The sequence below is a fragment of the Marisediminicola sp. LYQ85 genome (assembly GCF_046600695.1).
Lineage (GTDB): Bacteria > Actinomycetota > Actinomycetes > Actinomycetales > Microbacteriaceae > Marisediminicola.
In genome coordinates this window covers 940,787-965,498 of sequence record NZ_JBKIWO010000001.1, presented here as the reverse complement: position 1 = coordinate 965,498, position 24,712 = coordinate 940,787, and the positions used below count along the sequence as shown (strand labels likewise).

Genomic DNA, 24,712 nt, shown 5'->3' with positions numbered 1-24,712 from the left:
CGCGTGCGATCCGGAGTGCGCCTCGGCGTCGATGTGGGCACGACCCGCATCGGCGTCGCGCGCAGCGACCTGCACGGCATGCTCGCGCTCCCTGTCGAGACGGTCGCGCGGGGCACGGGTGACATCGCGACGATCCTCGCGCACGCGGCCGAGCTCGAGGTGACCGAGATCGTCGTGGGTCTCCCGATCGCGCTGAGTGGAAACGACACCGCGTCGACCGCCGACGCGCGCGCCTTCGCTCTCGCGCTCGCCCTCGCCGCACCCGCGATCGACGTGCGCCTCGTCGACGAGAGGCTGTCGACGGTCTCCGCGCACCAGGCCCTGCGGGGGGCGGGACGCACGGCCAAGAACTCGCGGTCGATCGTCGACCAGGTCGCCGCCGTTATAATTCTGCAACATGCCCTCGATCACGAACGGTCCAGCGGACGAGCTCCCGGCACCGTGGTCACCCCCGACGAAGGAATGTGACTAGTGCCCCGAGATCCCGAGTGGGACGACCTCTTCTCCTCCCAGCCAGGTCCCGCCGACGCGAACGCCGAGGGCGCCCCCGGCTCCGGCGCTGTCGACACCGGGGACGCGGGACGGGCGAAGCGGTCACCGCGCTCGGAGTCGCTGCTCAAGCGAGGCGAGGTGACACCCCCGCCGACGGCATCCCGCTCGCGCCGGGCACCGCGCGAGCGGCGTGCACGAGACAACTCGTCGGCGACAGCGTCGACCTCGACCTTGGCCTCACCGACGCGCTCGCGACGACGCAGTCTCGCGTGGCTCTGGATTCCGCTCGCCATGCTCCTCGTGACGGGCCTCGGCGCCACGGCCGCGTTCTTCGCGTTCGAGCCCCAGGTGCGCGAAGTGCTCGGCTGGGAGGAGCCCAACGACTACACCGGTGAGGGGACCGGCGAGGTCGTCGTCGCCATCACGGAGGGTCAGGTCGGATCGGATATCGCGCAGACCCTCGCCGACGCCGACGTCACGATGAGCTACGACGCCTTCTACGATCTGCTGCTCGCCGACCCGTCGATCTCGTTCCAGATCGGGAGCTACACGCTCAAGAGCAAGATGAGCGCAGACGCCGCCCTCGAGGCCCTTCAGGACCCCGACAATCGCATCGTCGTCGAGGCCCTCTTCCAGGAGGGGCTCAGCACCGACCAGATCCTCGAGACCCTCGCCGAGTCGACGGGCATCCCGCTCGCCGACTTCGAGGCCGCCATCGCCGACCCGACGGCCTACGGCATCAGTGCCGAGGCGCCGAACATCGAGGGCTACCTCTTCCCGGCGTCCTACACCTTCGAACCCGGTCTCACGGCGACCGACATCATCACTGTTCTCGTCGACCGCACGTTCCAATCGCTCGACGCCGCGAGCGTCGCGCCGGACGACCGGCACCGCGTGCTCACGATCGCCTCGCTCATCCAGCGGGAGGCGGGGGCGAACCCCGACGACTTCTACAAGGTGTCGCGGGTCATCCAGAATCGACTCGACGTCGACATGCCCCTGCAGTTCGACTCGACCTCGCACTACGGATACGCGGACGCCTACGGCGAGCGTCAAGACCAGTCGGTCTTCACCTCGGACGCCGAGCGTGGCGACGACAACCCGTACAACACCTACGTCATCACGGGCCTCCCCGTGGGGCCGATCGGCGCCCCGGGCGACCTCGCGATCGACGCGGCCATCGACCCCGTCGACGGACCCTGGGTCTACTTCGTGACCGTCAACCTCGACACGGGGGAGACCGTGTTCACCTCGACGCTCGACGAGCACAACACCGCGGTGAACCAGCTGCAGGCCTGGTGCGCGGAGACGCAGAGCCCCAACTGTGCGTGAGGTCCGACCGCGCGCGCTCTCGAACAGACTCGCCGTGCTCGGACACCCGATCGCCCACTCGAAGTCTCCCGACCTGCAGCTCGCCGCCTACCGCGAGCTCGGAGTCGACTGGTCGTACGAGCGCATCGACATGGATGCGAGCGGCATCGCCGGATTCGTGACGTCGAGGACCCCGGCGTGGCGCGGGCTCTCTCTCACAATGCCACTCAAGCGCGACGTCGTGCCCGTTCTCGACAGCCTCGACGAGGTCGCCGCCCTCACGGGCGCGGCGAACACCGTGGTCTTCGGCGAGAACGGCATCCACGGCATGAACACCGACGTCTTCGGCATCGTGTCGGCCCTGGGCTCGACCGACGTCTCCGACGTGCTCGTGCTCGGGTCGGGCGCGACCGCGGGGTCGCTCATCGTCGCTCTCGGTGAGCTCGGCGCGGCGCGGGTCGTCGTCGCGGCACGGGCCCCCGAGAGGGCCGCGCCCCTCGCGGTGATCGCCGAGCGGATCGGTCTCGACGTGACCGTGACCGACCTCGCGACCCCACCCGCCGGAGAGCCGACGCTCGTGGTCTCGACGCTCCCCGGGGGCACGAGCCTGCCGTGGCCCGTCGCGGACGCGCACATCCGATCGTCGACGCTCTTCGACGTCGCCTACGACCCGTGGCCGAGCGCGCTCGCGTCGACCTGGTCACGCGCCGGTCGACCCGTGATCTCGGGGCTCGAGATGCTCGTCGCTCAGGCTCTCGGGCAAGTGCGCGTGTTCGTCTCGGGCGATCCGACGCTCTCGGTCACCGACGAGCCGAGCGTTCTCGCCGCGATGCGCGCGAGCGTGGACCTCGACGGGCCGGCGAACGCCGCGCACTGAGCTCGGTCGACCTCCGGCTGTGAAAGGATTCTCTCTATGCTTCGTTGGCTCACCGCAGGAGAATCGCACGGCCCCGAACTCGTGGCGATCCTCGAGGGGCTCCCCGCGGGAGTGCCCGTGAGCCTCGACGACATCCGCGCCGACCTCGCGAGACGCAAGCTCGGCTACGGCCGCGGCGCGCGCATGAAGTTCGAGGAGGACGCCCTCGACATCTCCGGTGGAGTGCGATTCGGCGCGACCATGGGGAGCCCCGTCGCGCTCCGCATCGGCAACACCGAGTGGCCGCGCTGGGTCGACGTCATGAGCGCGTCTCCCGTCGACCTCGAGACCCTGCCCAAGGGGCGCGGTGCCGCACTCACGCGACCCCGCCCGGGCCACGCCGACCTCGTCGGAATGCAGAAATACGACTTCCCCGAGGCGCGCAATGTTCTCGAGCGCGCGAGTGCCCGCGAGACCGCAGCGCGGGTCGCCCTCGGCGCCGTCGCTCGGGCGTTCCTGCGGGGACTCGGCGTCGAACTCGTGAGCCACACCCTCTCGATCGGGCCCGTGCGCGTGCCCGACGGCGCCCCGCTCCCCACGCCCGAGCAGGTCGATGCGCTCGACGCCGACCCGCTGCGCTGCGCTCACCCCGAGACATCCGCTCTCATGGTCGCCGAAGTCGACCGGGCGCACGACGACGGCGACACCCTCGGAGGCATCGTCGAGGTTCTCGCCTACGGCCTTCCGCCGGGACTCGGCTCGTACACCCACTGGGACCGCCGACTCGACTCGCGACTCGCGGGCGCGCTCATGGGCATCCAGGCGATCAAGGGTGTCGAGGTCGGCGACGGCTTTCTCACGACCACTCGCCGCGGATCGGTGGCCCATGACGAACTCGTGCACGGCGCCGACGGCATCACGAGGCTCACCGATCGCGCCGGCGGCACCGAGGGCGGCATGAGCACGGGCACGGTCTTGCGCGTGCACGCGGGGATGAAGCCCATCGCCACGGTTCCGCACGCCCTCCGCACGGTCGACGTCGCGACGGGCGCCGCAGCCGAAGCGCACCACCAGAGGTCGGATGTGTGCGCCGTCCCGGCCTCGGGTGTCGTCGCCGAGGCGATGGTCGCCCTCGTGCTCGCCGACGCCATGCTCGAGAAGTTCGGAGGGGACTCGCTCGGCGAGACCCGACGCAACCTCGACGCCTACCTCGCCTCGATCCCCGACGCCCTCACGACCGCGCCCTCGAGCGACCCGACTGCAACCGACCCCCGAGCGTGACGGCCGCGTCGACGCCCGACGGGCGCCCCCTGCTCGTCGTGATCGGCGCACCGGGCGCGGGCAAGACCCGCATCGGAAAGCGCATCGCGCGCGTGCTCGGCTCGCCGTTCATCGACACCGATCGGCGCATCGTGCAGAGGTACGGCCCGATCGCGGGGATCTTCTCGGCGCGCGGCGAAGAGCACTTCCGCGCAATCGAGAGGATCGAGGTCGCGAAGGCGCTCCGCGAGAGCGCCGTGGTCTCGCTCGGCGGAGGGGCCGTGCTCGACGAGCGCACGCGCGCCGATCTCGAGGGGCTGCCCGTCGCGCTCATGACGGTGAGCGCCGAAGCCGTGGCGAACCGCATCGGCGTCAACCGCCCGCTGCTCAAGCAAGGCGGGGTCGACGCGTGGCGCGACCTCGTCGAGGCCCGCCGCGCCACCTACGAGAGCCTCGCCTCGCGCTCGTGGGACACCTCGTCGCGCCCCGTCGATGCGATCGCGAACGAGATCGCCGACTGGGTGCGCACCCGACGAGCCGACGAGACACGACGAACGGACGACACACCATGACCGACACGACGACGATCACCGTGGGCGGCTCGGCCCCCTACGACGTGCTCATCGGCCGCGGAATCCTCGACTCCGTCGCCGACCAACTCGGTGCGGGAGTCGAGAAGGTGCTCATCGTGCACCCCTCGACCCTCGGCGCGAAAGCGACGGCGTTGCGCGAGAGCCTCCTCGACCGCTTCGAGGTCATCCTCGCCGAAGTGCCCGACGCCGAAGCGGGCAAGCGCGTCGAGGTCGCGGCGTTCTGCTGGCAAGTGATGGGGCAGTCCGACTTCACGCGCACCGACGCCGTGATCGGCTTCGGCGGGGGAGCGGTCACCGACCTCGCGGGTTTCGTCGCGGCGACGTGGTTGCGCGGCGTCACCCTCGTCACCGTGCCGACGACGCTCCTGGGCATGGTCGACGCCGCGATCGGCGGCAAGACGGGTATCAACACGAACGAGGGCAAGAACCTCGTCGGCGCCTTCTACCCGCCGCGCGGTGTCGTCATCGATCTCGACGTTCTGCAGGGGCTCAGTCAGATGGAGATCCTCGCCGGATTCGGAGAGGTCGTGAAGTACGGGTTCATCGCCGAGCCCGAGATCCTCGACATCATCGAGGCGGATGTCGACCGCGCGACCGACTCGACGACCGACGAGTTCCGCCGGCTCGTCGAACTCTCGGTCGCGATCAAGGCGCGCGTCGTGGGGGAGGACCTCACCGACCGCGGTGTGCGGGAGATGCTCAATTACGGTCACACCCTCGGGCACGCCGTCGAGTACGCGGAACGCTTCCAGTGGCGGCACGGCGCGGCCGTCGCCATCGGAATGGTCTACGCGGCCGAGCTCGCGAGGCTCACGGGCCGACTCTCCGACGAGGTCGTCGACCGGCACCGCAGCATCCTCACCTCGCTGCAGTTGCCGACCGACTACCCGATCGGTCGGTGGAACACCCTCCTCGGCGCGATGCAGCGAGACAAGAAGGCGCGGGGGAGCATGCTGCGATTCATCGTTCTCGACGACGTCGCCAAGCCGACCGTGCTGCAGGGCCCCGATCAGAGCCTCCTCTTCGCCGCCTACCAAGAGGTCGGTGTCTGACGGGCCGATAGGCTCGGAGCCGTGAACCGCGTCCTCGTCGTCAACGGCCCCAACCTCAATCGCCTCGGCACGCGGGAGCCCGATGTCTACGGTTCGGCCACGCTCGACGACCTCGCGACCGAACTCGCAGACATCGACGGCCTCGACGTCGACGTGCGGCAGACCAACTCCGAGTCAGAGCTCATCGGATGGCTCCACGACGCCGTCGACGCCCGCACCCCCGTCGTGCTCAACCCCGCGGCGTTCACGCACTACTCCTACGCCCTGCGGGATGCCGCGGCGATCGTCACGTCGTCGGGGCTCCTGCTCGTCGAGGTGCACATCTCCAACCCCCACGCGCGGGAGGAGTTCCGCCACACGAGCGTCATCTCCGGAGTCGCGACGGGCGTCATCGCCGGGTTCGGCTTCGACTCCTACCGCCTCGCGCTCGAGCTCATTCGGTCACGGCTCGGATAGCCGGTAAACTCGACCCCCGGCGCCGTCGCGCCCCCAAGCTCACCCTCTGCACCGAACACCACACGAAACGGAACATCGATCCCATGGCCTCTACCGCTGACATCAAGAACGGCGTCGTTCTCAACATGGACGGCCAGCTCTGGACCGTGATCGAGTTCCAGCACGTCAAGCCGGGCAAGGGCGGCGCGTTCGTGCGCACCAAGGTCAAGAACGTCATGACGGGCAAGACCGTCGACCGCACCTTCAACGCGGGCGCGAAGATCGAGACCGAGACGGTCGACCGTCGCGACTTCCAGTACCTCTACCGCGACGGCGACGGGTTCGTCTTCATGGACGTGAGCGACTACGACCAGATCACCCTCTCGTCGGTCGTCGTCGGCGACGCCGCGAACTACCTCCTCGAGAACCAGAACGCGACGGTCGCACTGCACAACGGTGACCCGCTCTACGTCGAGCTGCCGGCATCCGTCGTTCTCGAGATCACGTACACCGAGCCCGGTCTGCAGGGCGACCGCTCGACGGGCGGCACCAAACCCGCGACCGTGGAGACCGGCGCGCAGATCCAGGTTCCGCTCTTCCTCGAGCAGGGCGTGCGGGTCAAGGTCGACACGCGAGACGGCAGCTACCTCGGCCGCGTGAACGACTAGTGAGCGCTCGCTCCAAAGCGCGCAAGCGCGCGCTCGACGTGCTCTACGGTGCGGATGTGCGCGGCACGAGCATCAACGACGCCCTCGCCGAGGCTGCCGCTCGCGCCCTCACCGAGCCGGAACGCTCGGAGTCGTGGAACTACGCGCGCGAGATCGTCAACGGCGTCGTCGAGCACGGCGACGAGATCGATGAACTCATCGAGACCTATGCGCAAGGGTGGACCCTCGCACGCATGCCCGTCGTCGATCGCGCGATCATCCGCATCGGCATCTGGGAACTGCTCTTCAACGACGAGATCCCCGCGGGAGTCGCGATCTCGGAGGCCGTCGGTCAGGCTCGCGAGTTCAGCACCGAAGACTCGGGCAAGTTCGTCAACGGACTGCTCGCGCGCATCTCCACGCCGACGACAGCGGTCTGACGCTCCTCATCCGTCGCGCGGTGCACGACGGTGCCGCAGTGTGTCGTCGCGTTACGCAGTGATTGTCGGAGCCCCCGAGGGCGCCGCTACATTCGCTGCATGTCCCTCCCCGCGACCCCCGTCTCCGAGCGCATCCCCGCACTCGGGGTGAGCGTGCGCGGCGTCGGCCGCACTTTCTCGAGCACCGACCGCTCGGTCGACGACCGCGCCGTGCTGCACGACGTCGACCTCGAGATCGAGGCCGGGGAGATCGTCGCCCTCATCGGCCCCTCCGGGTGCGGCAAATCGACGCTCCTGCGCCTCGTGAGCGGACTCGACGCGCCGACGAGCGGCGACGTCGCCATCGGGGGCCGCGCGGTCGCCGGAATCGACGAGCGCTGCGCCGTCGCCTTCCAAGAGCCGCGACTCCTTCCGTGGCGCACCATCGAGCGCAACGTCGCCCTCGGTCTGCCGCGCACATCCGACCGGGTCGACGGCGCAGCGCGCGTGACCGAGCTCCTCGACCTCGTCGGCCTCACCTCGGCCACACGCTTGCGCCCCCGCCAGGTGTCCGGCGGCATGGCGCAACGCGCCTCGCTCGCCCGAGCCCTCGCGCGCAACCCCGGAGTGCTCGTTCTCGATGAGCCCTTCGGCGCCCTCGACGCGCTCACGAGACTCAAGATGCAAGACCTCCTGCTCGACGTGCACTCGGTCGAGCGCGCGACGATCCTCCTCGTGACGCACGACGTCGACGAAGCGCTCTACCTCGCCGACCGGGTCGTGCTGCTCGGCGACGACGGAACCGGGAGAGGTGCGAGCATCCGCCGCGTCCTGACCGTTCCCGGCGCTCGCCCCCGCGATCGAGCGGACGCCGAACTCGCCGCCCTGCGCGGTGAACTGCTCGAGGGGCTCGGCGTCGAGAGCCACCGCCACCACGGCGCCACGATCCCCACCCAGCCACAGCCGCAACCGACAGAGGACCTCCGATGACGCACCGCTCCCGCCTCCTGCTCGCCACCGCCACTGCCGCCGTCGGTGCACTCGCTCTGAGCGGGTGTGTCGCCGGGGAGGGGTCGGCGACCGACCGACCGGCCTCCGCGGCGGAAAGCGAGGGATGGTCGAGCGACACCCTCACCCTCGACTTCGCGACCTACAACCCGCTGAGCCTCATCATCCGCGAGGAGGGGTGGCTCGAAGACGCGCTCGGCGACGACGTCGAGGTCACGTGGGTGCAATCCGCCGGATCGAACAAGGCCAACGAGGCGCTGCGCGCCGGAGCCGTGGATGTCGGATCGACCGCGGGGTCCGCGGCCCTGCTCGCGAAGTCGAACGGCTCGCCCATCCAGACGATCGACATCTACTCGCAGCCCAACTGGTCGGCCCTCGTCGTGCCCGAAGGATCGGACATCACCGAGGTGAGTGACCTCGCCGGCCGGTCGATCGCCGCGACGAAAGGCACCGACCCCTACTTCTTCCTCCTGCAGTCGCTCGAAGAAGCGGGACTGAGCCTCGACGACGTCGACGTGCAGAACCTCCAGCATGCCGACGGCAAGAGCGCGCTCGAGTCGGGCAGCGTCGACGCGTGGTCGGGGCTCGACCCTCTGCTCACGACGAGCGTGGAAAGCGCCGGGTCGGAGATCATCTACGACAACATCGACTTCAACAGCTACGGCTTCCTCAACGCGACCGAGGAGTTCGTGACCGATCACCCCGACCTCGCCCAGCTCGTCGTCGACGCCTACGAGAAAGCCCGTCAGTGGGCCATCGACAACCCCGACGACACCGCGGCGATCCTCGCCGAGGTGGCAGGGATCGACATCGACATCGCGACGACGACCCTCGTCGACCGCACCGCTCTCGACATCGACCCCGTGCCGGGAGAGGCTCAGCGCGACGTTCTCGAGATCGTCGGCCCGATCTTCGTCGACTCCGGGGATGTCGCCAGCCAGGGCCTCATCGACGACGCGCTCGACGCGCTCTTCGAGCCGACCTTCGCCGAGAGCGCCGACCCGGGCTCCCTGTGACCGGCGGGGGAGGCGCGGGAGTGTCGACGCGAGGCGACCGCGTCGAGTCCGACGGTCACGAGCGGTCGGCCGGTCGCGGGTCCGAGCCGGGGTCGCTCCTGCAGTACAGCTCTGCCCTGGGTTATTCGGCCGCCGGTACTGCGACGGGTCGCCGCCGACCGAGGGCGGGGGAGTCACGATCGAGAGGGGCCTCCCTCGCCCTCCTCGGCGGAGTGCTTCCGCTCGCGCTGCTCGGCCTCTGGTGGGCGGTGTCGGCATCCGGCATCGTCCCCTCCTTTCGCCTGCCGTCACCGCCCGACGTGTGGCTTGCGGGCATCGACCTCGCCCAGCAGGGGCTGCTCGGCCAGTACGTCGCGATCTCGACGCAGCGCGTGCTCCTCGGGTTCATCGTCGGATCGGTCGCGGGCCTCGTGCTCGGCTCGATCGTCGGTCTCTCCCGCTGGGCGAGCGTATTGCTCGCGCCGACCATCGGCGGGTTCCGGGCCGTGCCCTCGCTCGCGTGGGTTCCGTTGCTCATCCTCTACATCGGCATCAACGAGGACTCCAAGGTCGCCCTCATCGCGATCGGGGCGCTCTTTCCCGTCTACACGACCGTCGCGGGCGCTCTCCGCCACGTCGACCCGCACATCGTCGAGGTCGGGCGTGCATACGGTCTCGGCCGCGTCGCGCTCCTCGCGCGCGTTCAACTGCCGGCCGTCATCCCCACGGTCGTGTCGGGCCTGCGCCTCGCGCTCGCGCAATCCTGGCTGTTCCTCGTCGCGGCGGAACTCATCGCATCGTCGATGGGGCTCGGGTTCCTGCTCGCCGACTCCCAGAACAACGGCAGACTCGATCGCATCTTCCTCGCGATCATCCTCCTCGCCGTGCTCGGCAAGGCGACAGACGCGCTCATCGGCCTCGTCGAGAGGTACTTGCTGCGCCGCTTCACCTAGCCCCCTCAAACCCCGCCCCACAGAACACAATTTCCGCGAGCGTGCGCCAGATCCGGCGCACGCTCGCGGAAATTGTGTCGAGTGGGGGCGGGGTATAGTTCAGGGGTTCGACATCCTTTAATTTTCGTCCTGCGAGGCGAGGAAGGAGGTCAGATTGCCCGGCAGAACCGTGCTCCAGCAAGCTGACATCGCCCGTGCGCTCACGCGCATCTCCCACGAGATCGTGGAATCCGTTCCCGGCATCGCCGACGGCAACGACCGCCTCGTCATCCTCGGCATCCCGACCCGCGGGGTCGTGCTCGCCCAGCGCATCGCGCGCGAGGTCTCCCGCATCCTCGGTGCGCCCGTTCCCCTCGGCGCCCTCGACGTGACGATGTACCGCGACGACCTCGCGAAGGGCCCCGTGCGCACCCCGGCGCCGACCGACCTCCCTCCCGGCGGCATCGACGGCGCGACCGTCGTGCTCGTCGACGACGTGCTCTACTCGGGGCGCACCATCCGCGCCGCCCTCGACGCCCTGAGCGACCTCGGCAGGCCGCGCGCCGTGCGCCTCGCGGTGCTCGTCGACCGCGGGCACCGCGAGTTGCCCATCCGCCCCGACTTCGTGGGAAAGAACCTCCCGTCCGCTCGCGACGAGCGCATCTTCGTGCGACTCGCCGAGGTCGACGGCGACGAATTCGTGAGCATCGAGTCATGACGTTCGACGGGAGCATCCGATGAAGCACCTGCTCAGCACACGCGACCTCGACCGCGAGACCGCCATCCGCATCCTCGACATCGCCGAGGACATGGCGGATGTCCGCTCGCGCGAGGTGCCCAAACTGCCGACCCTGCGCGGCCGCACCGTGGTCAACCTGTTCTTCGAGGACTCGACGCGCACTCGCATCTCGTTCGAGGCGGCCGCGAAACGCTTGAGCGCCGACGTCATCAACTTCAGCGCCAAGGGGTCGAGCGTGTCGAAGGGCGAGAGCCTCAAAGACACCGCGCAGACCCTCGCGGCGATCGGTGCCGACGCCGTCGTCATCCGGCACCCGTCGTCGGGAGCACCCCACGTGCTCGCCGACAGCTCGTGGATCGAGGCCGGCATCGTCAACGCGGGTGACGGCACCCACGAGCACCCGACGCAGGGCCTGCTCGACGCTTTCACGATCCGCCGACGCCTGCACGGGGCGGGCTCGCGCGGGCGCGATCTCGACGGGGTGAGCGTGACGATCGTCGGAGACATCCTGCACTCGAGGGTCGCGCGCTCGAACGCGTGGTTGCTCTCGACCCTCGGCGCCCACGTGCACCTCGTCGCGCCCGCGACCCTCACGCCCGTGGGTGTGTCGAGCTGGCCCGTGACGGTCGGCTCCGACCTCGACGCCGCGGTCGATGCGGGCCCCGACGTCGTCATGATGCTGCGCATCCAGTCGGAGCGGATGTCGGGCGCGTTCTTCCCGAACGAGCACGAGTATGCGAGGCGCTGGGGCCTCGACGACGTGCGATTCGACAGACTGCCGGCCGATAGCATGGTGATGCACCCCGGCCCGATGAATCGCGGTCTGGAGATCTCGTCTCGCGCAGCGGATTCCGCGCGATCGACGGTGCTCGACCAGGTGACCAACGGTGTCTCGGTGCGGATGGCTGTGCTCTATCTCGTGCTCGCAGGTGAACGGGAAGGACTGTCATGACGAGTTGTGTTCTGAGGGCGGCGACCCTCGACGACGGGTCTCGCGTCGACATCCTCATCCGCGACGGGGTCGTCGCCGAGATGGGGTCGGGTCTCACGGATGCCGCGGCGACCGTCGTGGACGCCGACGGGCTCGTGGCACTCCCGGGACTCGTCGACCTGCACACCCACTTGCGCGAACCGGGTTTCGAGCAGAGCGAGACGGTGCTCTCGGGTTCGCGCGCGGCCGCCGCGGGCGGTTTCACCGCGGTGCACGCGATGGCGAACACCGCACCCGTCGCCGACACCGCGGGGGTCGTCGAGCAAGTGCGTTCTCTCGGTGACGCCGCCGGCTACGTCACGGTGCGGCCGGTCGGCGCGGTGACGGTCGGTCTTCTGGGGCGGGAGCTCGCGGAGATCGGGGCGATGGCCGAGAGCCGCGCGCGGGTGAGCGTCTTCAGCGACGACGGCAAGTGCGTCTCCGACGCTCTGCTCATGCGTCGGGCCCTCGAATACGTCTCGACGTTCGGGGGCGTCGTCGCCCAGCACGCTCAAGAGCCGCGGCTCACCGAGGGCGCGCAGATGAACGAGGGTGTCGTGAGCGGCGAGCTCGGTCTCGCCGGCTGGCCGGCGGTCGCCGAGGAGGCGATCATCGCGCGTGACGTTCTGCTCGCCCACCACGTCGGTGCGCGCCTCCACGTGTGCCACGTGTCGACGGCGGGCTCGGTCGAGGTCGTGCGCTGGGCGAAGGCGCGCGGCATCCGGGTGACCGCCGAGGTCACTCCCCACCACCTCCTGCTCACCGATGAGCTCGTGCGCAGCTACGACGCGCGCTTCAAGGTCAACCCGCCGCTGCGCCGCGCCGAAGACGTCGAGGCGCTGCGCGCCGGGCTCGCCGACGGCACCATCGACATCGTCGCGACCGACCACGCTCCGCACCCGACCGAGTCGAAGGAGTGCGAGTGGGGTGCCGCCTCGATGGGCATGGTCGGGCTCGAGACCGCACTCTCGGTCGTGCAGTCGACGATGGTCGACACCGGTCTGCTCTCGTGGAGCGACGTCTCGCGCGTGCTCTCGCGCGTGCCGGCCGAGATCGGCCGCGTCGCGGGATACGCCGACGGCATCGCTGTGGGTGCGCTCGCGAACATCGCCCTCGTCGATCCGGTCGCCTCGCGCACCCTCGGGCTCGACGACCTCCGCGGCAAGGGAACCAATTCGCCGTTCCTCGGCACCGAGCTCCCCGGCCGGGTCGTGCACACGTTCCGCTCCGGCTACCCGACGGTCGTCGACGGCGCTCTCGTCGATGCCGAGACCGTGGCTTCGGCCGCGAGAGCGGCGAGGTCGACGAATGGATGATCGCGTCACCCCCGCCGTCGCCGTGATCGTGCTGCTCGTGGTGCTGCTCGGTCTCATGGTGCTCGGGTGGCGCGCGAGGCAGCGTCGGCAGGCGACCCTCCCGCAGCCCGCATCCGTTCCCGCCGATCCCGGAGCCGAGCTGCTGTCGCTCGAGGTGTTCTACGTCGCGACGACGGTGAGCGATTCACCCCTCGACCGCATCGCCGTGCGGGGGCTCGGTTTCCGCGCTCGCGCGCGCGTGACCGTCACCGACGCGGGAGTGGTGCTCGCCATCCCGGGCGAGAACGCGGCGTTCCTCCCCGCCGCCGACATCTCGGCGGTCGGCAGGTCGACGTGGACGATCGACCGCGTCGTCGAACGCGGCGGTCTCGTGCGCGTGAGCTGGACGCTCGGCGACACCGCGGTCGACAGCTTCCTGCGGGTCGCCGACCCCGACGACCCCACCGAACTCATCGACACCATCAAGACCATCATGTCGGCGCCCGAGGGCGCCAGGAACGAGGAGAAGTGACGACGACCGATCCGGCCGTGCTCGTGCTCGAAGACGGCACCCGATTCACTGGACGCGCGTGGGGTGCTCGCGGCACGACCCTCGGCGAAGCGGTCTTCGCGACGGGGATGACGGGCTACCAGGAGACCCTCACCGACCCGAGCTACGCCGGCCAGATCGTGGTCATGACCGCGCCCCACATCGGCAATACGGGCGTCAACGACGAGGACACCGAGTCGCGCCGCATCTGGGTCAACGGCTTCGTGGCTCGCGACCCCTCGCGCGTCGTCTCGAACTTCCGCTCGCGCGGCAGCCTCGACGATCAGCTCGTCGCCGACGGCATCGTCGGCATCAGCGGCGTCGACACCCGCGCCCTCACGCGCCGGTTGCGTGACGTCGGTTCGATGCGCGCGGGCATCTTCTCGGGCGACGCTTTCGCGATCGACCCCGACGAGCAGTCCCGCATCGTCGCGTCGGGCGACGACATGACGGGGCTCAATCTCTCGGCATCCGTGTCGGTCGACGAGGAGTACACGATCGAGGCCGAGGGGGAGAGGCTCGGGTCCGTCGCCGTGCTCGACCTCGGAGTCAAGGACTCGACGCTCGGCTACCTGTCGGCGCGCGGTTTCGACGTGCACGTGCTCCCGCAGTCGGTCACTCGCGAGCGCGTGCTCGAGCTGCAGCCCGACGCCGTCTTCTACTCGAACGGCCCGGGTGACCCGGCCGCGAGCGACGCCCACGTCGAGCTGCTCCAGGCTGTGCTGCGCGAGGGTCTCCCGTTCTTCGGAATCTGCTTCGGCAATCAGCTGTTCGGTCGCGCCCTCGGATTCGACACGTACAAGCTCCCGTTCGGCCACCGCGGCATCAACCAGCCCGTCATCGACACCGTCACGGGTCGTGTCGAGATCACCTCGCACAACCACGGCTTCGCCGTCGACGCCCCCGTCGGCGAGCCGACATCCTCTCCCGCGGGATTCGGCCGCGTCGAGGTGAGCCACGTCAACCTCAACGACAACGTCGTCGAGGGACTCAACGCCCTCGACATCCCCGCGTTCTCGGTGCAGTACCACCCCGAGGCGGCCGCGGGGCCGCACGATGCCAACTACCTGTTCGACCGGTTCCGCGACATGGTCGTGGCCAGCAAGACGAAGAAGGACGCCAACTGATGCCCAAACGCGACGACATCCGCAGTGTGCTCGTGATCGGGTCGGGCCCGATCGTCATCGGCCAGGCCGCCGAGTTCGACTACTCCGGCACCCAGGCGTGCCGCGTGTTGCGCGAGGAGGGGGTGAGGGTCATCCTCATCAACTCGAACCCCGCGACGATCATGACCGACCCCGGCTTCGCCGACGCGACCTACGTCGAGCCGATCACGTGGGAGGTCATCGAGACGATCATCGCCAAGGAGCGACCGGATGCGGTGCTCCCGACCCTCGGAGGCCAGACCGCCCTCAACGCGGCGATCCAGCTCCACGAGCACGGCATCCTCGAGAAGTACGACGTCGAGCTCATCGGCGCGAACTTCGAGGCGATCCAGAAGGGCGAGGACCGTCAGATCTTCAAGGAGCTCGTCGTCGCGTGCGGCGCCGACGTCGCGAAGTCGTTCATCGCGACGACCGTCGACGACGCCGTCGGTTTCGCCGAGGAGCTCGGCTACCCCCTCGTGATCCGCCCCTCGTTCACCATGGGCGGGCTCGGCTCGGGCTTCGCCTACACGCGCGAGGAGCTCGTGCGCATGGTCACCGACGGTCTGCACCAGAGCCCCACGACCGAGGTGCTGCTCGAGGAGTCGATCCTCGGGTGGAAGGAGTACGAGCTCGAGCTCATGCGCGACACGGCGGACAACACCGTCGTCGTGTGTTCGATCGAGAACGTCGACCCCGTCGGCGTGCACACGGGCGACTCCATCACGGTCGCGCCGGCGCTCACGCTGACCGACCGCGAGTACCAGAAGCTCCGCGACATCTCGATCGACATCATCCGCGCCGTCGGCGTCGACACGGGCGGATGCAACATCCAGTTCGCCGTCGATCCGAAAGACGGCCGCATAATCGTCATCGAGATGAACCCCCGCGTCTCGCGCTCGAGCGCCCTCGCGTCGAAAGCCACGGGCTTCCCGATCGCGAAGATCGCGGCGAAGCTCGCGATCGGCTACCGCCTCGACGAGATCCCCAACGACATCACCAAGGTCACCCCCGCGAGCTTCGAGCCGACCCTCGACTACGTCGTCGTCAAGGTGCCCCGGTTCGCGTTCGAGAAGTTCCCGGCCGCCGACCCGACCCTCACGACGACCATGAAGTCGGTCGGCGAGGCGATGGCGATCGCGCGCAACTATTCGACCGCTCTGCAGAAGGCGCTCCGCTCGCTCGAGAAGCGCGGGTCGAGCTTCCACTGGGGTGAGGAGTCGCGCTCGACCGAGGAGCTGCTCGCGGTCGCCGCGGTTCCGACCGACGGTCGCATCGTCACCGTGCAGCAGGCACTCCGATCGGGAGCGTCGATCGCCGACGTGCACGAGGCCACCGGCATCGACCCGTGGTTCATCGACCAGATCGTGCTCATCAACGAGGTCGCCGAGACCGTTCGCACGGCGGAGGAGCTCGACGAGAACACCCTCAGGCTCGCGAAGGAGCACGGCTTCAGCGACACCCAGATCGGGCAGTTGCGCGGCATCCCCGAGGCTGCGGTGCGCAACGCGCGGTGGACCGCCGGAGTGCGCCCCGTCTTCAAAACGGTCGACACGTGTGCGGGGGAGTTCCCCGCGCTCACGCCGTACCACTACTCGAGCTACGAGCAGGAGACCGAGGTCGCGCCGAGCGACCGCCGCAAGGTCGTCATCCTCGGTTCGGGCCCGAACCGCATCGGTCAGGGCATCGAATTCGATTACTCGTGCGTGCACGCGTCGTTCACTCTCGCGGAGGCGGGCTTCGAGACGATCATGATCAACTGCAACCCCGAGACCGTGTCGACCGACTACGACACCTCCGATCGTCTCTACTTCGAGCCGCTCACGCTCGAAGACGTGCTCGAGATCATCCACGCCGAGAGCCGGAGCGGTGAGCTCGTCGGTGTCGTCGTGCAATTGGGCGGCCAGACGGCACTCGGTCTCGCGAAGGGACTCGAGGCCGAGGGCATCCCGATCCTCGGCACGAGCCCCGCGGCGATCGACCTCGCCGAGGAGCGCGGGCTGTTCTCGGGCATCCTCGACGCCGCGGGGCTCGTCGCTCCGCGCAACGGCACGGCCATCGAGGTCGACGGTGCGGTCACGATCGCCGAGGAGATCGGGTACCCCGTGCTCGTGCGTCCGTCGTTCGTGCTCGGCGGTCGCGGTATGGAGATCGTCTACGACACCCCCTCGCTCGAGGACTACTTCGACCGCATGGCCGATCAGGGGATCATCGACGCGTCCCACCCTCTCCTCGTCGACCGGTTCCTCGACGACGCGGTGGAGATCGACATCGACGCCCTGTTCGACGGCGAAGAACTCTACGTCGGCGGAGTGATGGAGCACATCGAGGAGGCGGGCATCCACTCGGGCGACTCGAGCTGCACCCTTCCTCCCGTGACCCTCGGTCGCGACCAGATCGCCCGGGTGCAGGAGGCGACGCTCGCGATCGCCCGCGGCATCGGCGTGCGCGGTCTGCTCAACGTGCAGTTCGCGATCGGTGCCGGCGTGCTCTACGTGCTCGAGGCCAACCCGCGCGCCTCGCGCACGGTGCCCTTCGTGTCGAAGGCGCTCGGGATCCCGCTCGCGAAGGCGGCCGCGCGCATCATGGTCGGCGAGAGCATCCGCGACCTCGTCGCGAGCGGACTGCTCCCGGCGGTCGACGGCGCGCACGTGCCGCTCGACTCGCCCGTCGCGGTCAAGGAGGCCGTGCTGCCCTTCAAGAGGTTCCGCACGAAAGACGGCCAGATCGTCGACTCCGTGCTTGGACCGGAGATGCGCTCGACCGGCGAGGTCATGGGCATCGACTCGAACTTTCCGAAGGCGTTCGCGAAGAGCCAGGAAGCGGCATACGGGGGCCTGCCGTCGAGCGGCGCCGTGTTCGTCTCGGTCGCCGATCGTGACAAGCGCGCGATCATCCTGCCCGTGCTGCGCTTGCAGCAGCTCGGGTTCGAGATCCTCGCGACTCTCGGTACCGCCGAGATCCTCGGCCGCAACGGCATCCGCGCGACGGTCGTGCGCAAGTACGGCAGCACCGATGACGGCGAGTCGCACGACGCCTCGGGACCCTCGATCGTCGAGCTCATCAACGAGGAGCGCGTGGATGTCGTCATCAACACGCCGAGCGGACGCAGCGCTCGCGCCGACGGCTACGAGATCCGTGCCGCCGCCGTCGCCGCGGACAAGCCCCTCTTCACGACGATCGCGCAGTTGAGCGCGGCGGTCGCGTCGTTCGAAGCCATCCAGCAGGGCTTCGAGGTGACGTCGCTGCAGGAGTACGCCGAGCGCCGGGCGGCGAGCCTGTGACGGTGTCGAATGCGGAGCCGGGCGCGCCGACGTTCGGCGGCCGCCTCGCCGATGCGCTCCGCTCCCACGGTCGGCTCTGTGTCGGGATCGACCCGCACCCCTACCTCCTCGACGCCTGGTCGCTCCCCGACTCCGCGGCGGGCCTCGAGAGCTTCGGTCTCGCGGTCGTCGAGGCAGCGGTGGGCTCGGCGGGCATCGTCAAGCCCCAGGCTGCGTTCTTCGAACGACACGGGTCCGCGGGCTTCGCCGCCCTCGAGGTCGTGATCGGGGCTGCTCGCGAGCGCGGTCTCGTCGTGATCGCCGACGTCAAGCGCGGCGATGTCGGGTCGAGCGTCGAGGCCTACGGAGAGGCGTGGTTGAGCGCCGGGTCGCCTCTCGAGTCCGACGCCATGACGGTGAGCGCCTTCCAGGGTTTCGGGTCGCTCGACGCGCCCCTCGCCCTCGCTCGCGAGCACGGCAAGGGCCTCTTCGTGCTCGGCGCGACGTCGAATCCCGAGTCGCGCGACATCCAGTCCGCCATCGTCGCCCACGGTCCACGCTCGGGCTCGACCGTCTCGAGGGCGATCGTCGACGACGTGCTCCAGTGGAACGCCGCCGAGGCGACGGCCGGGCCGGGGTCGATCGCGAGCGTCGGCCTCGTGCTCGGGGCGACCGTCGACATCCGCTCTCTCGGCATCGACCCCGACACGCTCGGGGGAGAGCCGTCGACCCCCGTGCTCGCTCCCGGTTTCGGACACCAGGGCGCGGATGTCGCCGACCTCCCCGCGATCTATGGTGCCGCCGCGCGCGCGACCATCGTCAACGGATCGCGCGGTCTGCTGAGCGCGGGACCCGACGCCCTCGCCGACACGATCGCTCGTGCCGCGACCGAGGTCACGCTGTGACCCGCCCGACCCCTCCCGACGTCGACCGCGCGGCGGCATCCCGCGCCGCCGTCGCCGCCCGCCGAGCTCGAGCCACGATCAAGAACGATGTCGCCTCGCGCCGACGGTCCGCCGTCGACGTGCTCGACACCGCGGGTCTGGAGAGTGACCCGCCCTCCGCCGAATCCGGTCTCCGCGCCCGCGATCTCCTCCTGAGTGTTCCGAGCATGGGCCCGACGCGCGTCGCGCGAGTGATGGCCGAACTCCGCATCGCGGACTCGAAGCGACTCGGCGGTCTCGGAACGCGTCAGCGCGCTCGGCTCCGGGAGTGGCTCACGACTCGCGAGGGAGCGTCGACCCCCGCGGGCGCCAATCGACTCGTCGTGCTCGCGGGCCCCACCGCCGTCGGCAAGGGGACCGTCTCGACCTTCATCCGCGAGAACCACCCCGACGTGCACCTCTCGGTCTCGGCCACGACGCGTGCCCCGCGCCCCGGCGAGGTCGACGGCGTCAACTACTTCTTCGTCGACGACGCCGAGTTCGACAGGCTCGTCGCGAGCGACGACATGCTCGAGTGGGCGACCGTGCACAACGCCTACCGCTACGGCACTCCCCGCACCCCCGTGCTCGAGGCCCTCGCGAGCGGCAAGAGCGTGCTCCTCGAGATCGACATCCAGGGTGCGCGCCAAGTGAAGGCGGCGATGCCCTCGGCCGTCCTCGTGTTCCTGCTTCCGCCCACGTGGGACGAACTCGTGCGCCGGCTCATCGGGCGCGGCACCGAATCCGCCGAGGAGCAACGCAGGCGACTCGAGACCGCGAAGGTCGAATTGGCCGCGCAAGACGAGTTCGACCACCGTGTCGTGAACGGCGACGTCAGCACCGCGGCACAAGAAGTCGTAGACTTGATGGTTCAGGGCCCGGACATCTCGGCCCACGACTTCGGATGATGCGGTCTGGCCCGGCCAGGACCGGCCCCTCTCAGGCCCGCACATCGCCCCGTTCTCACCACTGAAATTCACTACCGCACAGGAGCACTCATGGCCGACAAGGCAAAAGGCATCATCGATCCGCCCATCGACGAACTGCTCACCAAGGTCGACTCGAAGTACGCCCTCGTGATCTTCGCCTCGAAGCGTGCGCGCCAGATCAACGACTACTACGCCGACCTCCACGAGGGAAGCCTGTTCGACAACGTCGGACCGCTCGTCGACTCGACGATCGACGACAAGCCGCTCTCCGTCGCGCTCCACGAGATCAACGAAGACAAGCTCACCGCGAAGCCCATCGCCGAGTAGTCCGACAGCCGCACACCCGCATGTCTTCGTCGCGCACCGACCCCACCGGGGGCGCGCGCACGATCGTCGTCGGGGTCACGGGGGGCATTGCGGCCTACAAGGCTGTGAGCGTCATCCGCTCGCTCGTGTTGCTCGGCCACGACGTCTCGGTCATCGCGACCGAGGCGGCGCTGCGTTTCGTCGGCAAGCCGACGCTCGAGGCGATCAGCCGCAACCCCGTGAACGTCGACCTCTACGAGGGCGTGTCCGAGGTGCGGCACGTCTCGATCGGGCAGAGCGCCGACGTCATCGTCATCGCTCCCGCGACCGCGAACACGATCGCGAAGCTCGCGGCAGGCATCGCCGACGACCTGCTCGGCAACACCGTGCTCGCGAGCACGGCCCCCGTCGTGCTCGCTCCGGCGATGCACACCGAGATGTGGGGTAACGCCGCGACCGTGGCCAACGTCGCGAGACTGCGCGAGAGGGGCATGACGATCGTCGGCCCCGGAGTGGGACAACTCACGGGAAGCGACAGCGGAGCCGGGCGGATGTCGGAACCCGACGAGATCGTCGCGGCCGTGCTGCTCGCCCTGGCGCCTCGCGATCTCGAGGGGCGTCGCATCCTCGTGACCGCGGGCGGCACTCGCGAAGCGCTCGATCCCGTGCGGTTCCTCGGCAACAGGTCGAGCGGACGCCAGGGCGTCGCCCTCGCTGCGGCCGCCGCCGCGCGCGGGGCGACCGTGACCCTCATCGGAGCGAACCTCGAGGTCGCCCCACCCCCCGGGGTGCAAACCGTCGAGGTCGTCTCGACCGCCGACCTCGCGGAGGCGGTGAACGAGCAGGCGCCCGGCCACGACACCGTCATCATGACGGCCGCCGTCGCCGACTACCGACCGCGGTTCGTCGCCGAGGGCAAGATCAAGAAAGAGGACCAGGGGGAGTCGCTGACCCTCGATCTCGTGCGCAACCCCGACATCCTCAGCGACCTCGCGGCCTCGAAGCGACCCGACCAGATCATCGTCGGGTTCGGGGCCGAAACCGAGTCGGACTACGAAGCACTGCTCGCCCTCGCTCGTGCGAAGATCGCGCGCAAGGGGAGCGACTATCTCGTCGTCAACAGGGTCGGGTGGACCTCCGGTTTCTCCCTGCCCGACAACGACGTCGTCGTCGTCGATTCGGCCGGAGATATAGTGAAGACGGCGGCAGGGAGCAAGTCGACCGTCGCCCATCGCATCCTCGACCTGTTGGTCCGTCCGACGTCGCAGTGAGCAGTTCCTTCGACCGACACCACGACTAGCGGGGCACCCATGAGCACGTCGACTCCCTCAGGTTTGCGCCTGTTCACCTCCGAATCAGTCACCGAGGGTCATCCGGACAAGATCTGCGACCAGATCTCCGACGGCATCCTCGACGCCCTCCTCGCCGAAGACCCGACGAGTCGTGTCGCCGTCGAGACGCTCGTGACGACGGGGCTCGTCCACGTCGCGGGCGAGGTCACGACCTCCGGCTACGTCGACATTCCGACCCTCGTGCGCGATCGCATCACCTCGATCGGCTACGACTCGTCGGAGGTGAGCTTCGACGGCCGCAATTGCGGCGTCACGGTCTCGATCGGCGCGCAATCGCCCGACATAGCCCAGGGGGTCGATCGTGCGCTCGAAGCCCGCACGGGTGACGCCGACGCGCTCAACGCTCAGGGTGCGGGAGACCAGGGCCTCATGTTCGGGTTCGCGACGCGCGAGACTCCCGAGCTCATGCCGATCCCCATCTGGATCGCCCACCGCATCGCCGAACGCCTCGCGACCGTGCGCCGGGAGAAGCTCGTCGACTTCTTGCGCCCCGACGGCAAGACCCAGGTGACGATCGGATACGAGGGGCTCGTGCCGCGCACGGTCGAGACCGTCGTGCTCTCGACGCAGCACTCGCCCTCGGTGAGCGACGCCGAACTCGCCGAGGAGGTCGAGCGCCTCGTCATCCGTCCGGTGCTCGAGAGCGTCGACCTCGACTCGCGCGAGACCCGCATGCTCATCAACCCGACCGGTCGGTTCGAGATCGGCGGCCCCAAGGGTGACGCGGGTCTCACCGGCCGCAAGATCATCGTCGACACCTACGGGGGCGCGAGCCGCCACGGTGGGGGAGCATTCAGCGGCAAAGACCCCTCGAAGGTCGACCGTTCGGCCGCCTACGCCATGAGGTGGGTCGCCAAGAACGCGGTCGCGGCGGGCCTCGCCGATCGCCTCGAGGTGCAGGTCGCCTACGCGATCGGGCGAGCGACCCCCGTGGGTCTCTACGTCGAGACCTTCGGCACCGGCGCGGTGAGCGACGATGCGATCACGAGCGCCATCTCCGACGTCTTCGATCTGCGTCCCGCCGCGATCATTCGTGATCTCGACCTCTTGCGGCCGATCTACACGCAGACCTCCACCTACGGGCACTTCGGGCGCGAGCTGCCCGACTTCACGTGGGAGCGCCTCGACAGGGTCGACGACCTCCGCAGCGCCGCCGGGCTCTGACCGTGCCCGGGCCCGCTGACGTCGCGCGGGTCATGATCGATTCGACCGTTCCGCAGCTCGATCGACTCTTCGACTACGCGATTCCCGAGTCGCTCACCGCAGACGTGGCCGTGGGCGTGCGGGTTCGCGTGCCCGTGCGGTCTGCCGGGCGCATCGCCGACGGTTTCGTCGTCGAGATCGGGCCGCCCGGCGACTACGCCGGCACGCTGAGCGAACTCGACGCGGTCGTCTCGAGCGTGCCCGTTCTCACCCCCGACGTGTGGGCGCTCGCGCGCGCCGTCGCCGATCGGGCCGCGGGCACCGCGAGCGACGTCGTGCGACTCGCCGTGCCGAAGCGCCAGGTGCGCGTCGAGAAGGCGTGGCTCGCGCGCGCGGACGACACCGATGACGGCGAGGTGTCGACAGACGCGACAGGCGAGGTGTCGACAGACGAGGCGGCGCCGGGCGAGGCGGCGCCGGGCGTGCGTGAACGCGCTCCCGGCGAAGAGTCGAGGCCCGGGCTCGAGAGCTATGCCCCCGCCGATCGCGAGACCGCTCTCGCGCGCGGGGCTCGCTACGCCGTCGACGCCGTGCCGAGACCCGAGCGACTGCGCGGCGGCGTCTGGGTGGGAGCGTGGGCGCGAACGGCGGCGGCGGCCGCCGCCGAGACACTCGCGCGCGGCGAGAGCGCCATCGTGTGCGTGCCCGACTATCGCGACCAGGAGCAGCTCGAGGCCGCCCTCGCCGACGAGGTCGCGGCTCACCGCGTCGTGCGGATCGATGCGCGCCAGTCGAACCCGCACCGGTATCGAGCGCACCTCGCGGGTCTCGACGACGAGGCGATCGTCGTCGTCGGCAATCGATCCGCGGTCTACGCCGCGGCGCCCAGACTCGGTCTCATGATCGTCGTCGACGACGGCGACCCTCTGCACTCCGAGCCGCTGAGCCCCTACGTGCACTCGCGGGACGCCGCCCTCGTGCGCAGCGAGCAAGCGGGATGCGGCCTCTGGTTCCTCAGTCACTCGCGCACGACCGAGGTGCAGAGGCTCGTCGAGCTCGGGTTCCTCTCGGTGCTCTCGGCGGCTCGCACCTACTCGCCCAGGGTCGTGCCGACGGCGCAGCAGTCGTCGACCGACCGGTTCGCGGCCATGGCGCGCATCCCCTCGACGGCGTGGCGCGAAGCGCGAGCCGCCCTCGAGCACGGCCCCGTGCTCGTGCAGGTCGCTCGGCCCGGATACTCCCCGCGCACGGCGTGCGCGACCTGCTCGGCCGCCGCCCGCTGCACGCGATGCGATGGTGCGCTGTCGAGGTCACGATCGGGCGCCGTCCCCGCGTGCTCGCTGTGCGGCAAGCTCGCCGCCGACTGGGTGTGCCCGGTGTGCGAAGGCACGACGATGACCGACGTCGGTCAGGGTTCGGTCCGCACGGCAGACGAACTCGGCCGCGCCTTTCCCGGGGTTCGCGTCATCGTCGCCGACGGCACCCACCCCGTGCTCCGCGTCGACGACGGTCCCGCGCTCGTCGTCGCGACCCGCGGAGCCGAGCCGCTCGCCGACGGCGGATACCGCGCGGTGCTCCTGCTCGACGGAGAGCGGATGCTCGCGCGCGAGAGCCTCCGCGTCGGCGAGGACTGCTTGCGGTGGTGGACCAACGCCGCGGCTCTTGCCGCGCCCGGGAGCCCCGTCGTGCTCGTGGGCGTCGGGGGACCCCTCGCGTCGACGATGGCGACCTGGCGCCCCGCGGCATACGCTTCGACCGAACTCGCAGACCGGCGGAGATTGCGATTTCCCCCCGCTGTGCGGGTCGCGACGGTCACGGGAGTGACTGCCGCGGTCGAGAAGGCCGTCGCGACGGTCGCGGGCATCGAGGGTCTCGACGTGCTCGGGCCCGTCGAGACCTCCGAGGGTGTCGTGCGCGCGATCATCCGTTTCGAGTTCCGCTCGGGGCGCGAGGTCGCGACCGCCCTGCGGGCGGCGGTCATCACGGCGGCGACGTCGCGGCGCAAGCCGGTGCCGCGCGGCCCTCGACCCGTGACCCTCCCTACACTGAAAGTCCGGCTCGACGACATCGAGCCGTTCGCCGAATGACCACCCCGTC

General features: G+C 69.6%; 24 protein-coding genes. All 24 read left to right on the top strand.

Features of this window, described 5'->3' with window-relative positions; genetic code table 11:
• Positions 1-3: 3 nt before the first annotated feature.
• The 24 genes from ruvX (at position 4) to ACLHG5_RS04390 (ending at position 24,702) form a co-directional block, all read left to right on the top strand.
• Entirely contained in the window at positions 4-468 is a 465-nt protein-coding gene (ruvX, locus tag ACLHG5_RS04505) for a Holliday junction resolvase RuvX (protein WP_411315393.1), read from the top strand.
• A 3-nt stretch (positions 469-471) separates the two neighbouring features.
• Entirely contained in the window at positions 472-1,824 is a 1,353-nt protein-coding gene (gene mltG / locus ACLHG5_RS04500) for an endolytic transglycosylase MltG (protein ID WP_411317972.1), read from the top strand.
• A 34-nt stretch (positions 1,825-1,858) separates the two neighbouring features.
• Entirely contained in the window at positions 1,859-2,680 is an 822-nt protein-coding gene (locus ACLHG5_RS04495) for a shikimate dehydrogenase (protein ID WP_411315395.1), read from the top strand.
• Positions 2,681-2,716: 36 nt separating this feature from the next.
• Positions 2,717-3,940: a chorismate synthase gene (gene aroC, locus ACLHG5_RS04490; RefSeq protein WP_411315396.1), complete on the top strand. Its 1,224-nt coding sequence runs from the start codon at positions 2,717-2,719 to the stop codon at positions 3,938-3,940.
• Positions 3,937-4,491: a shikimate kinase gene (locus ACLHG5_RS04485; protein ID WP_411315397.1), complete on the top strand. Its 555-nt coding sequence runs from the start codon at positions 3,937-3,939 to the stop codon at positions 4,489-4,491. The genes aroC and ACLHG5_RS04485 overlap by 4 nt, the downstream gene beginning before the upstream one ends.
• Complete coding sequence (gene aroB, locus ACLHG5_RS04480; RefSeq protein WP_411317971.1) at positions 4,488-5,564, top strand: 3-dehydroquinate synthase; 1,077 nt, start codon at positions 4,488-4,490, stop codon at positions 5,562-5,564. The genes ACLHG5_RS04485 and aroB overlap by 4 nt, the downstream gene beginning before the upstream one ends.
• Before the next feature lie 21 nt (positions 5,565-5,585).
• Positions 5,586-6,020, top strand: coding sequence for a type II 3-dehydroquinate dehydratase (locus tag ACLHG5_RS04475; RefSeq protein ID WP_411317970.1), 435 nt, complete (start codon positions 5,586-5,588; stop codon positions 6,018-6,020).
• An 83-nt stretch (positions 6,021-6,103) separates the two neighbouring features.
• The gene (gene efp / locus ACLHG5_RS04470) at positions 6,104-6,667 is read left to right on the top strand and encodes an elongation factor P (protein WP_411315400.1); all 564 of its coding nucleotides are present in this window, start codon (positions 6,104-6,106) and stop codon (positions 6,665-6,667) included.
• Entirely contained in the window at positions 6,667-7,086 is a 420-nt protein-coding gene (gene nusB / locus ACLHG5_RS04465) for a transcription antitermination factor NusB (RefSeq protein WP_411317969.1), read from the top strand. Before efp ends, nusB begins: the two co-directional genes overlap by 1 nt.
• Before the next feature lie 99 nt (positions 7,087-7,185).
• Positions 7,186-8,055, top strand: coding sequence for an ABC transporter ATP-binding protein (locus ACLHG5_RS04460; RefSeq protein WP_411315402.1), 870 nt, complete (start codon positions 7,186-7,188; stop codon positions 8,053-8,055).
• On the top strand, positions 8,052-9,089 hold the full coding sequence (locus tag ACLHG5_RS04455; RefSeq protein ID WP_411317968.1) for an aliphatic sulfonate ABC transporter substrate-binding protein: 1,038 nt from the start codon (positions 8,052-8,054) through the stop codon (positions 9,087-9,089). Before ACLHG5_RS04460 ends, ACLHG5_RS04455 begins: the two co-directional genes overlap by 4 nt.
• A 98-nt stretch (positions 9,090-9,187) precedes the next feature.
• The gene (locus ACLHG5_RS04450) at positions 9,188-10,021 is read left to right on the top strand and encodes an ABC transporter permease (RefSeq protein WP_411318412.1); all 834 of its coding nucleotides are present in this window, start codon (positions 9,188-9,190) and stop codon (positions 10,019-10,021) included.
• Positions 10,022-10,175: 154 nt separating this feature from the next.
• A complete protein-coding gene (gene pyrR, locus ACLHG5_RS04445; protein ID WP_411315404.1) occupies positions 10,176-10,718 on the top strand; it encodes a bifunctional pyr operon transcriptional regulator/uracil phosphoribosyltransferase PyrR in 543 nt (180 codons plus the stop codon).
• A gap of 19 nt (positions 10,719-10,737) precedes the next feature.
• Entirely contained in the window at positions 10,738-11,691 is a 954-nt protein-coding gene (locus ACLHG5_RS04440) for an aspartate carbamoyltransferase catalytic subunit (RefSeq protein WP_411315405.1), read from the top strand.
• Positions 11,688-13,025, top strand: coding sequence for a dihydroorotase (locus ACLHG5_RS04435; RefSeq protein WP_411317967.1), 1,338 nt, complete (start codon positions 11,688-11,690; stop codon positions 13,023-13,025). The genes ACLHG5_RS04440 and ACLHG5_RS04435 overlap by 4 nt, the downstream gene beginning before the upstream one ends.
• Positions 13,018-13,536 carry a hypothetical protein gene (locus ACLHG5_RS04430; protein ID WP_411315407.1) on the top strand — a complete coding sequence of 173 codons (519 nt, stop codon included), beginning with the start codon at positions 13,018-13,020 and terminating at the stop codon, positions 13,534-13,536. Before ACLHG5_RS04435 ends, ACLHG5_RS04430 begins: the two co-directional genes overlap by 8 nt.
• Positions 13,533-14,681: a glutamine-hydrolyzing carbamoyl-phosphate synthase small subunit gene (carA, locus tag ACLHG5_RS04425; RefSeq protein WP_411317966.1), complete on the top strand. Its 1,149-nt coding sequence runs from the start codon at positions 13,533-13,535 to the stop codon at positions 14,679-14,681. Before ACLHG5_RS04430 ends, carA begins: the two co-directional genes overlap by 4 nt.
• On the top strand, positions 14,681-17,983 hold the full coding sequence (carB, locus tag ACLHG5_RS04420; RefSeq protein WP_411317965.1) for a carbamoyl-phosphate synthase large subunit: 3,303 nt from the start codon (positions 14,681-14,683) through the stop codon (positions 17,981-17,983). Before carA ends, carB begins: the two co-directional genes overlap by 1 nt.
• Positions 17,984-17,985: 2 nt before the next feature.
• Entirely contained in the window at positions 17,986-18,867 is an 882-nt protein-coding gene (gene pyrF, locus ACLHG5_RS04415) for an orotidine-5'-phosphate decarboxylase (RefSeq protein ID WP_411317964.1), read from the top strand.
• The gene (gene gmk / locus ACLHG5_RS04410; protein WP_411315411.1) at positions 18,864-19,793 is read left to right on the top strand and encodes a guanylate kinase; all 930 of its coding nucleotides are present in this window, start codon (positions 18,864-18,866) and stop codon (positions 19,791-19,793) included. Before pyrF ends, gmk begins: the two co-directional genes overlap by 4 nt.
• A 90-nt stretch (positions 19,794-19,883) precedes the next feature.
• Positions 19,884-20,141, top strand: coding sequence for a DNA-directed RNA polymerase subunit omega (rpoZ, locus tag ACLHG5_RS04405; protein WP_411315412.1), 258 nt, complete (start codon positions 19,884-19,886; stop codon positions 20,139-20,141).
• Between the two features lie 20 nt (positions 20,142-20,161).
• Positions 20,162-21,391 carry a bifunctional phosphopantothenoylcysteine decarboxylase/phosphopantothenate--cysteine ligase CoaBC gene (gene coaBC, locus ACLHG5_RS04400; RefSeq protein WP_411317963.1) on the top strand — a complete coding sequence of 410 codons (1,230 nt, stop codon included), beginning with the start codon at positions 20,162-20,164 and terminating at the stop codon, positions 21,389-21,391.
• Positions 21,392-21,430: 39 nt separating this feature from the next.
• Positions 21,431-22,636 (top strand): methionine adenosyltransferase, encoded by a 1,206-nt coding sequence (gene metK / locus ACLHG5_RS04395; protein WP_411315414.1) that lies wholly within the window; start codon positions 21,431-21,433, stop codon positions 22,634-22,636.
• A 32-nt stretch (positions 22,637-22,668) separates the two neighbouring features.
• Positions 22,669-24,702, top strand: coding sequence for a primosomal protein N' (locus tag ACLHG5_RS04390; RefSeq protein ID WP_411318411.1), 2,034 nt, complete (start codon positions 22,669-22,671; stop codon positions 24,700-24,702).
• The last annotated feature ends 10 nt before the right edge of the window (positions 24,703-24,712 follow it).

Coding starts and splice junctions, on each gene's coding strand:
- ACLHG5_RS04440 (WP_411315405.1), top strand. CDS start 10,738: ATGAAGCACCTGCTCAGCACACGCGACCTCGACCGCGAGACCGCCATC.
- metK (WP_411315414.1), top strand. CDS start 21,431: ATGAGCACGTCGACTCCCTCAGGTTTGCGCCTGTTCACCTCCGAATCA.
- rpoZ (WP_411315412.1), top strand. CDS start 19,884: ATGGCCGACAAGGCAAAAGGCATCATCGATCCGCCCATCGACGAACTG.
- ACLHG5_RS04455 (WP_411317968.1), top strand. CDS start 8,052: ATGACGCACCGCTCCCGCCTCCTGCTCGCCACCGCCACTGCCGCCGTC.
- ACLHG5_RS04460 (WP_411315402.1), top strand. CDS start 7,186: ATGTCCCTCCCCGCGACCCCCGTCTCCGAGCGCATCCCCGCACTCGGG.
- coaBC (WP_411317963.1), top strand. CDS start 20,162: ATGTCTTCGTCGCGCACCGACCCCACCGGGGGCGCGCGCACGATCGTC.
- efp (WP_411315400.1), top strand. CDS start 6,104: ATGGCCTCTACCGCTGACATCAAGAACGGCGTCGTTCTCAACATGGAC.
- aroB (WP_411317971.1), top strand. CDS start 4,488: ATGACCGACACGACGACGATCACCGTGGGCGGCTCGGCCCCCTACGAC.
- ACLHG5_RS04430 (WP_411315407.1), top strand. CDS start 13,018: ATGGATGATCGCGTCACCCCCGCCGTCGCCGTGATCGTGCTGCTCGTG.
- ACLHG5_RS04390 (WP_411318411.1), top strand. CDS start 22,669: ATGATCGATTCGACCGTTCCGCAGCTCGATCGACTCTTCGACTACGCG.
- ACLHG5_RS04435 (WP_411317967.1), top strand. CDS start 11,688: ATGACGAGTTGTGTTCTGAGGGCGGCGACCCTCGACGACGGGTCTCGC.
- carB (WP_411317965.1), top strand. CDS start 14,681: ATGCCCAAACGCGACGACATCCGCAGTGTGCTCGTGATCGGGTCGGGC.
- aroC (WP_411315396.1), top strand. CDS start 2,717: ATGCTTCGTTGGCTCACCGCAGGAGAATCGCACGGCCCCGAACTCGTG.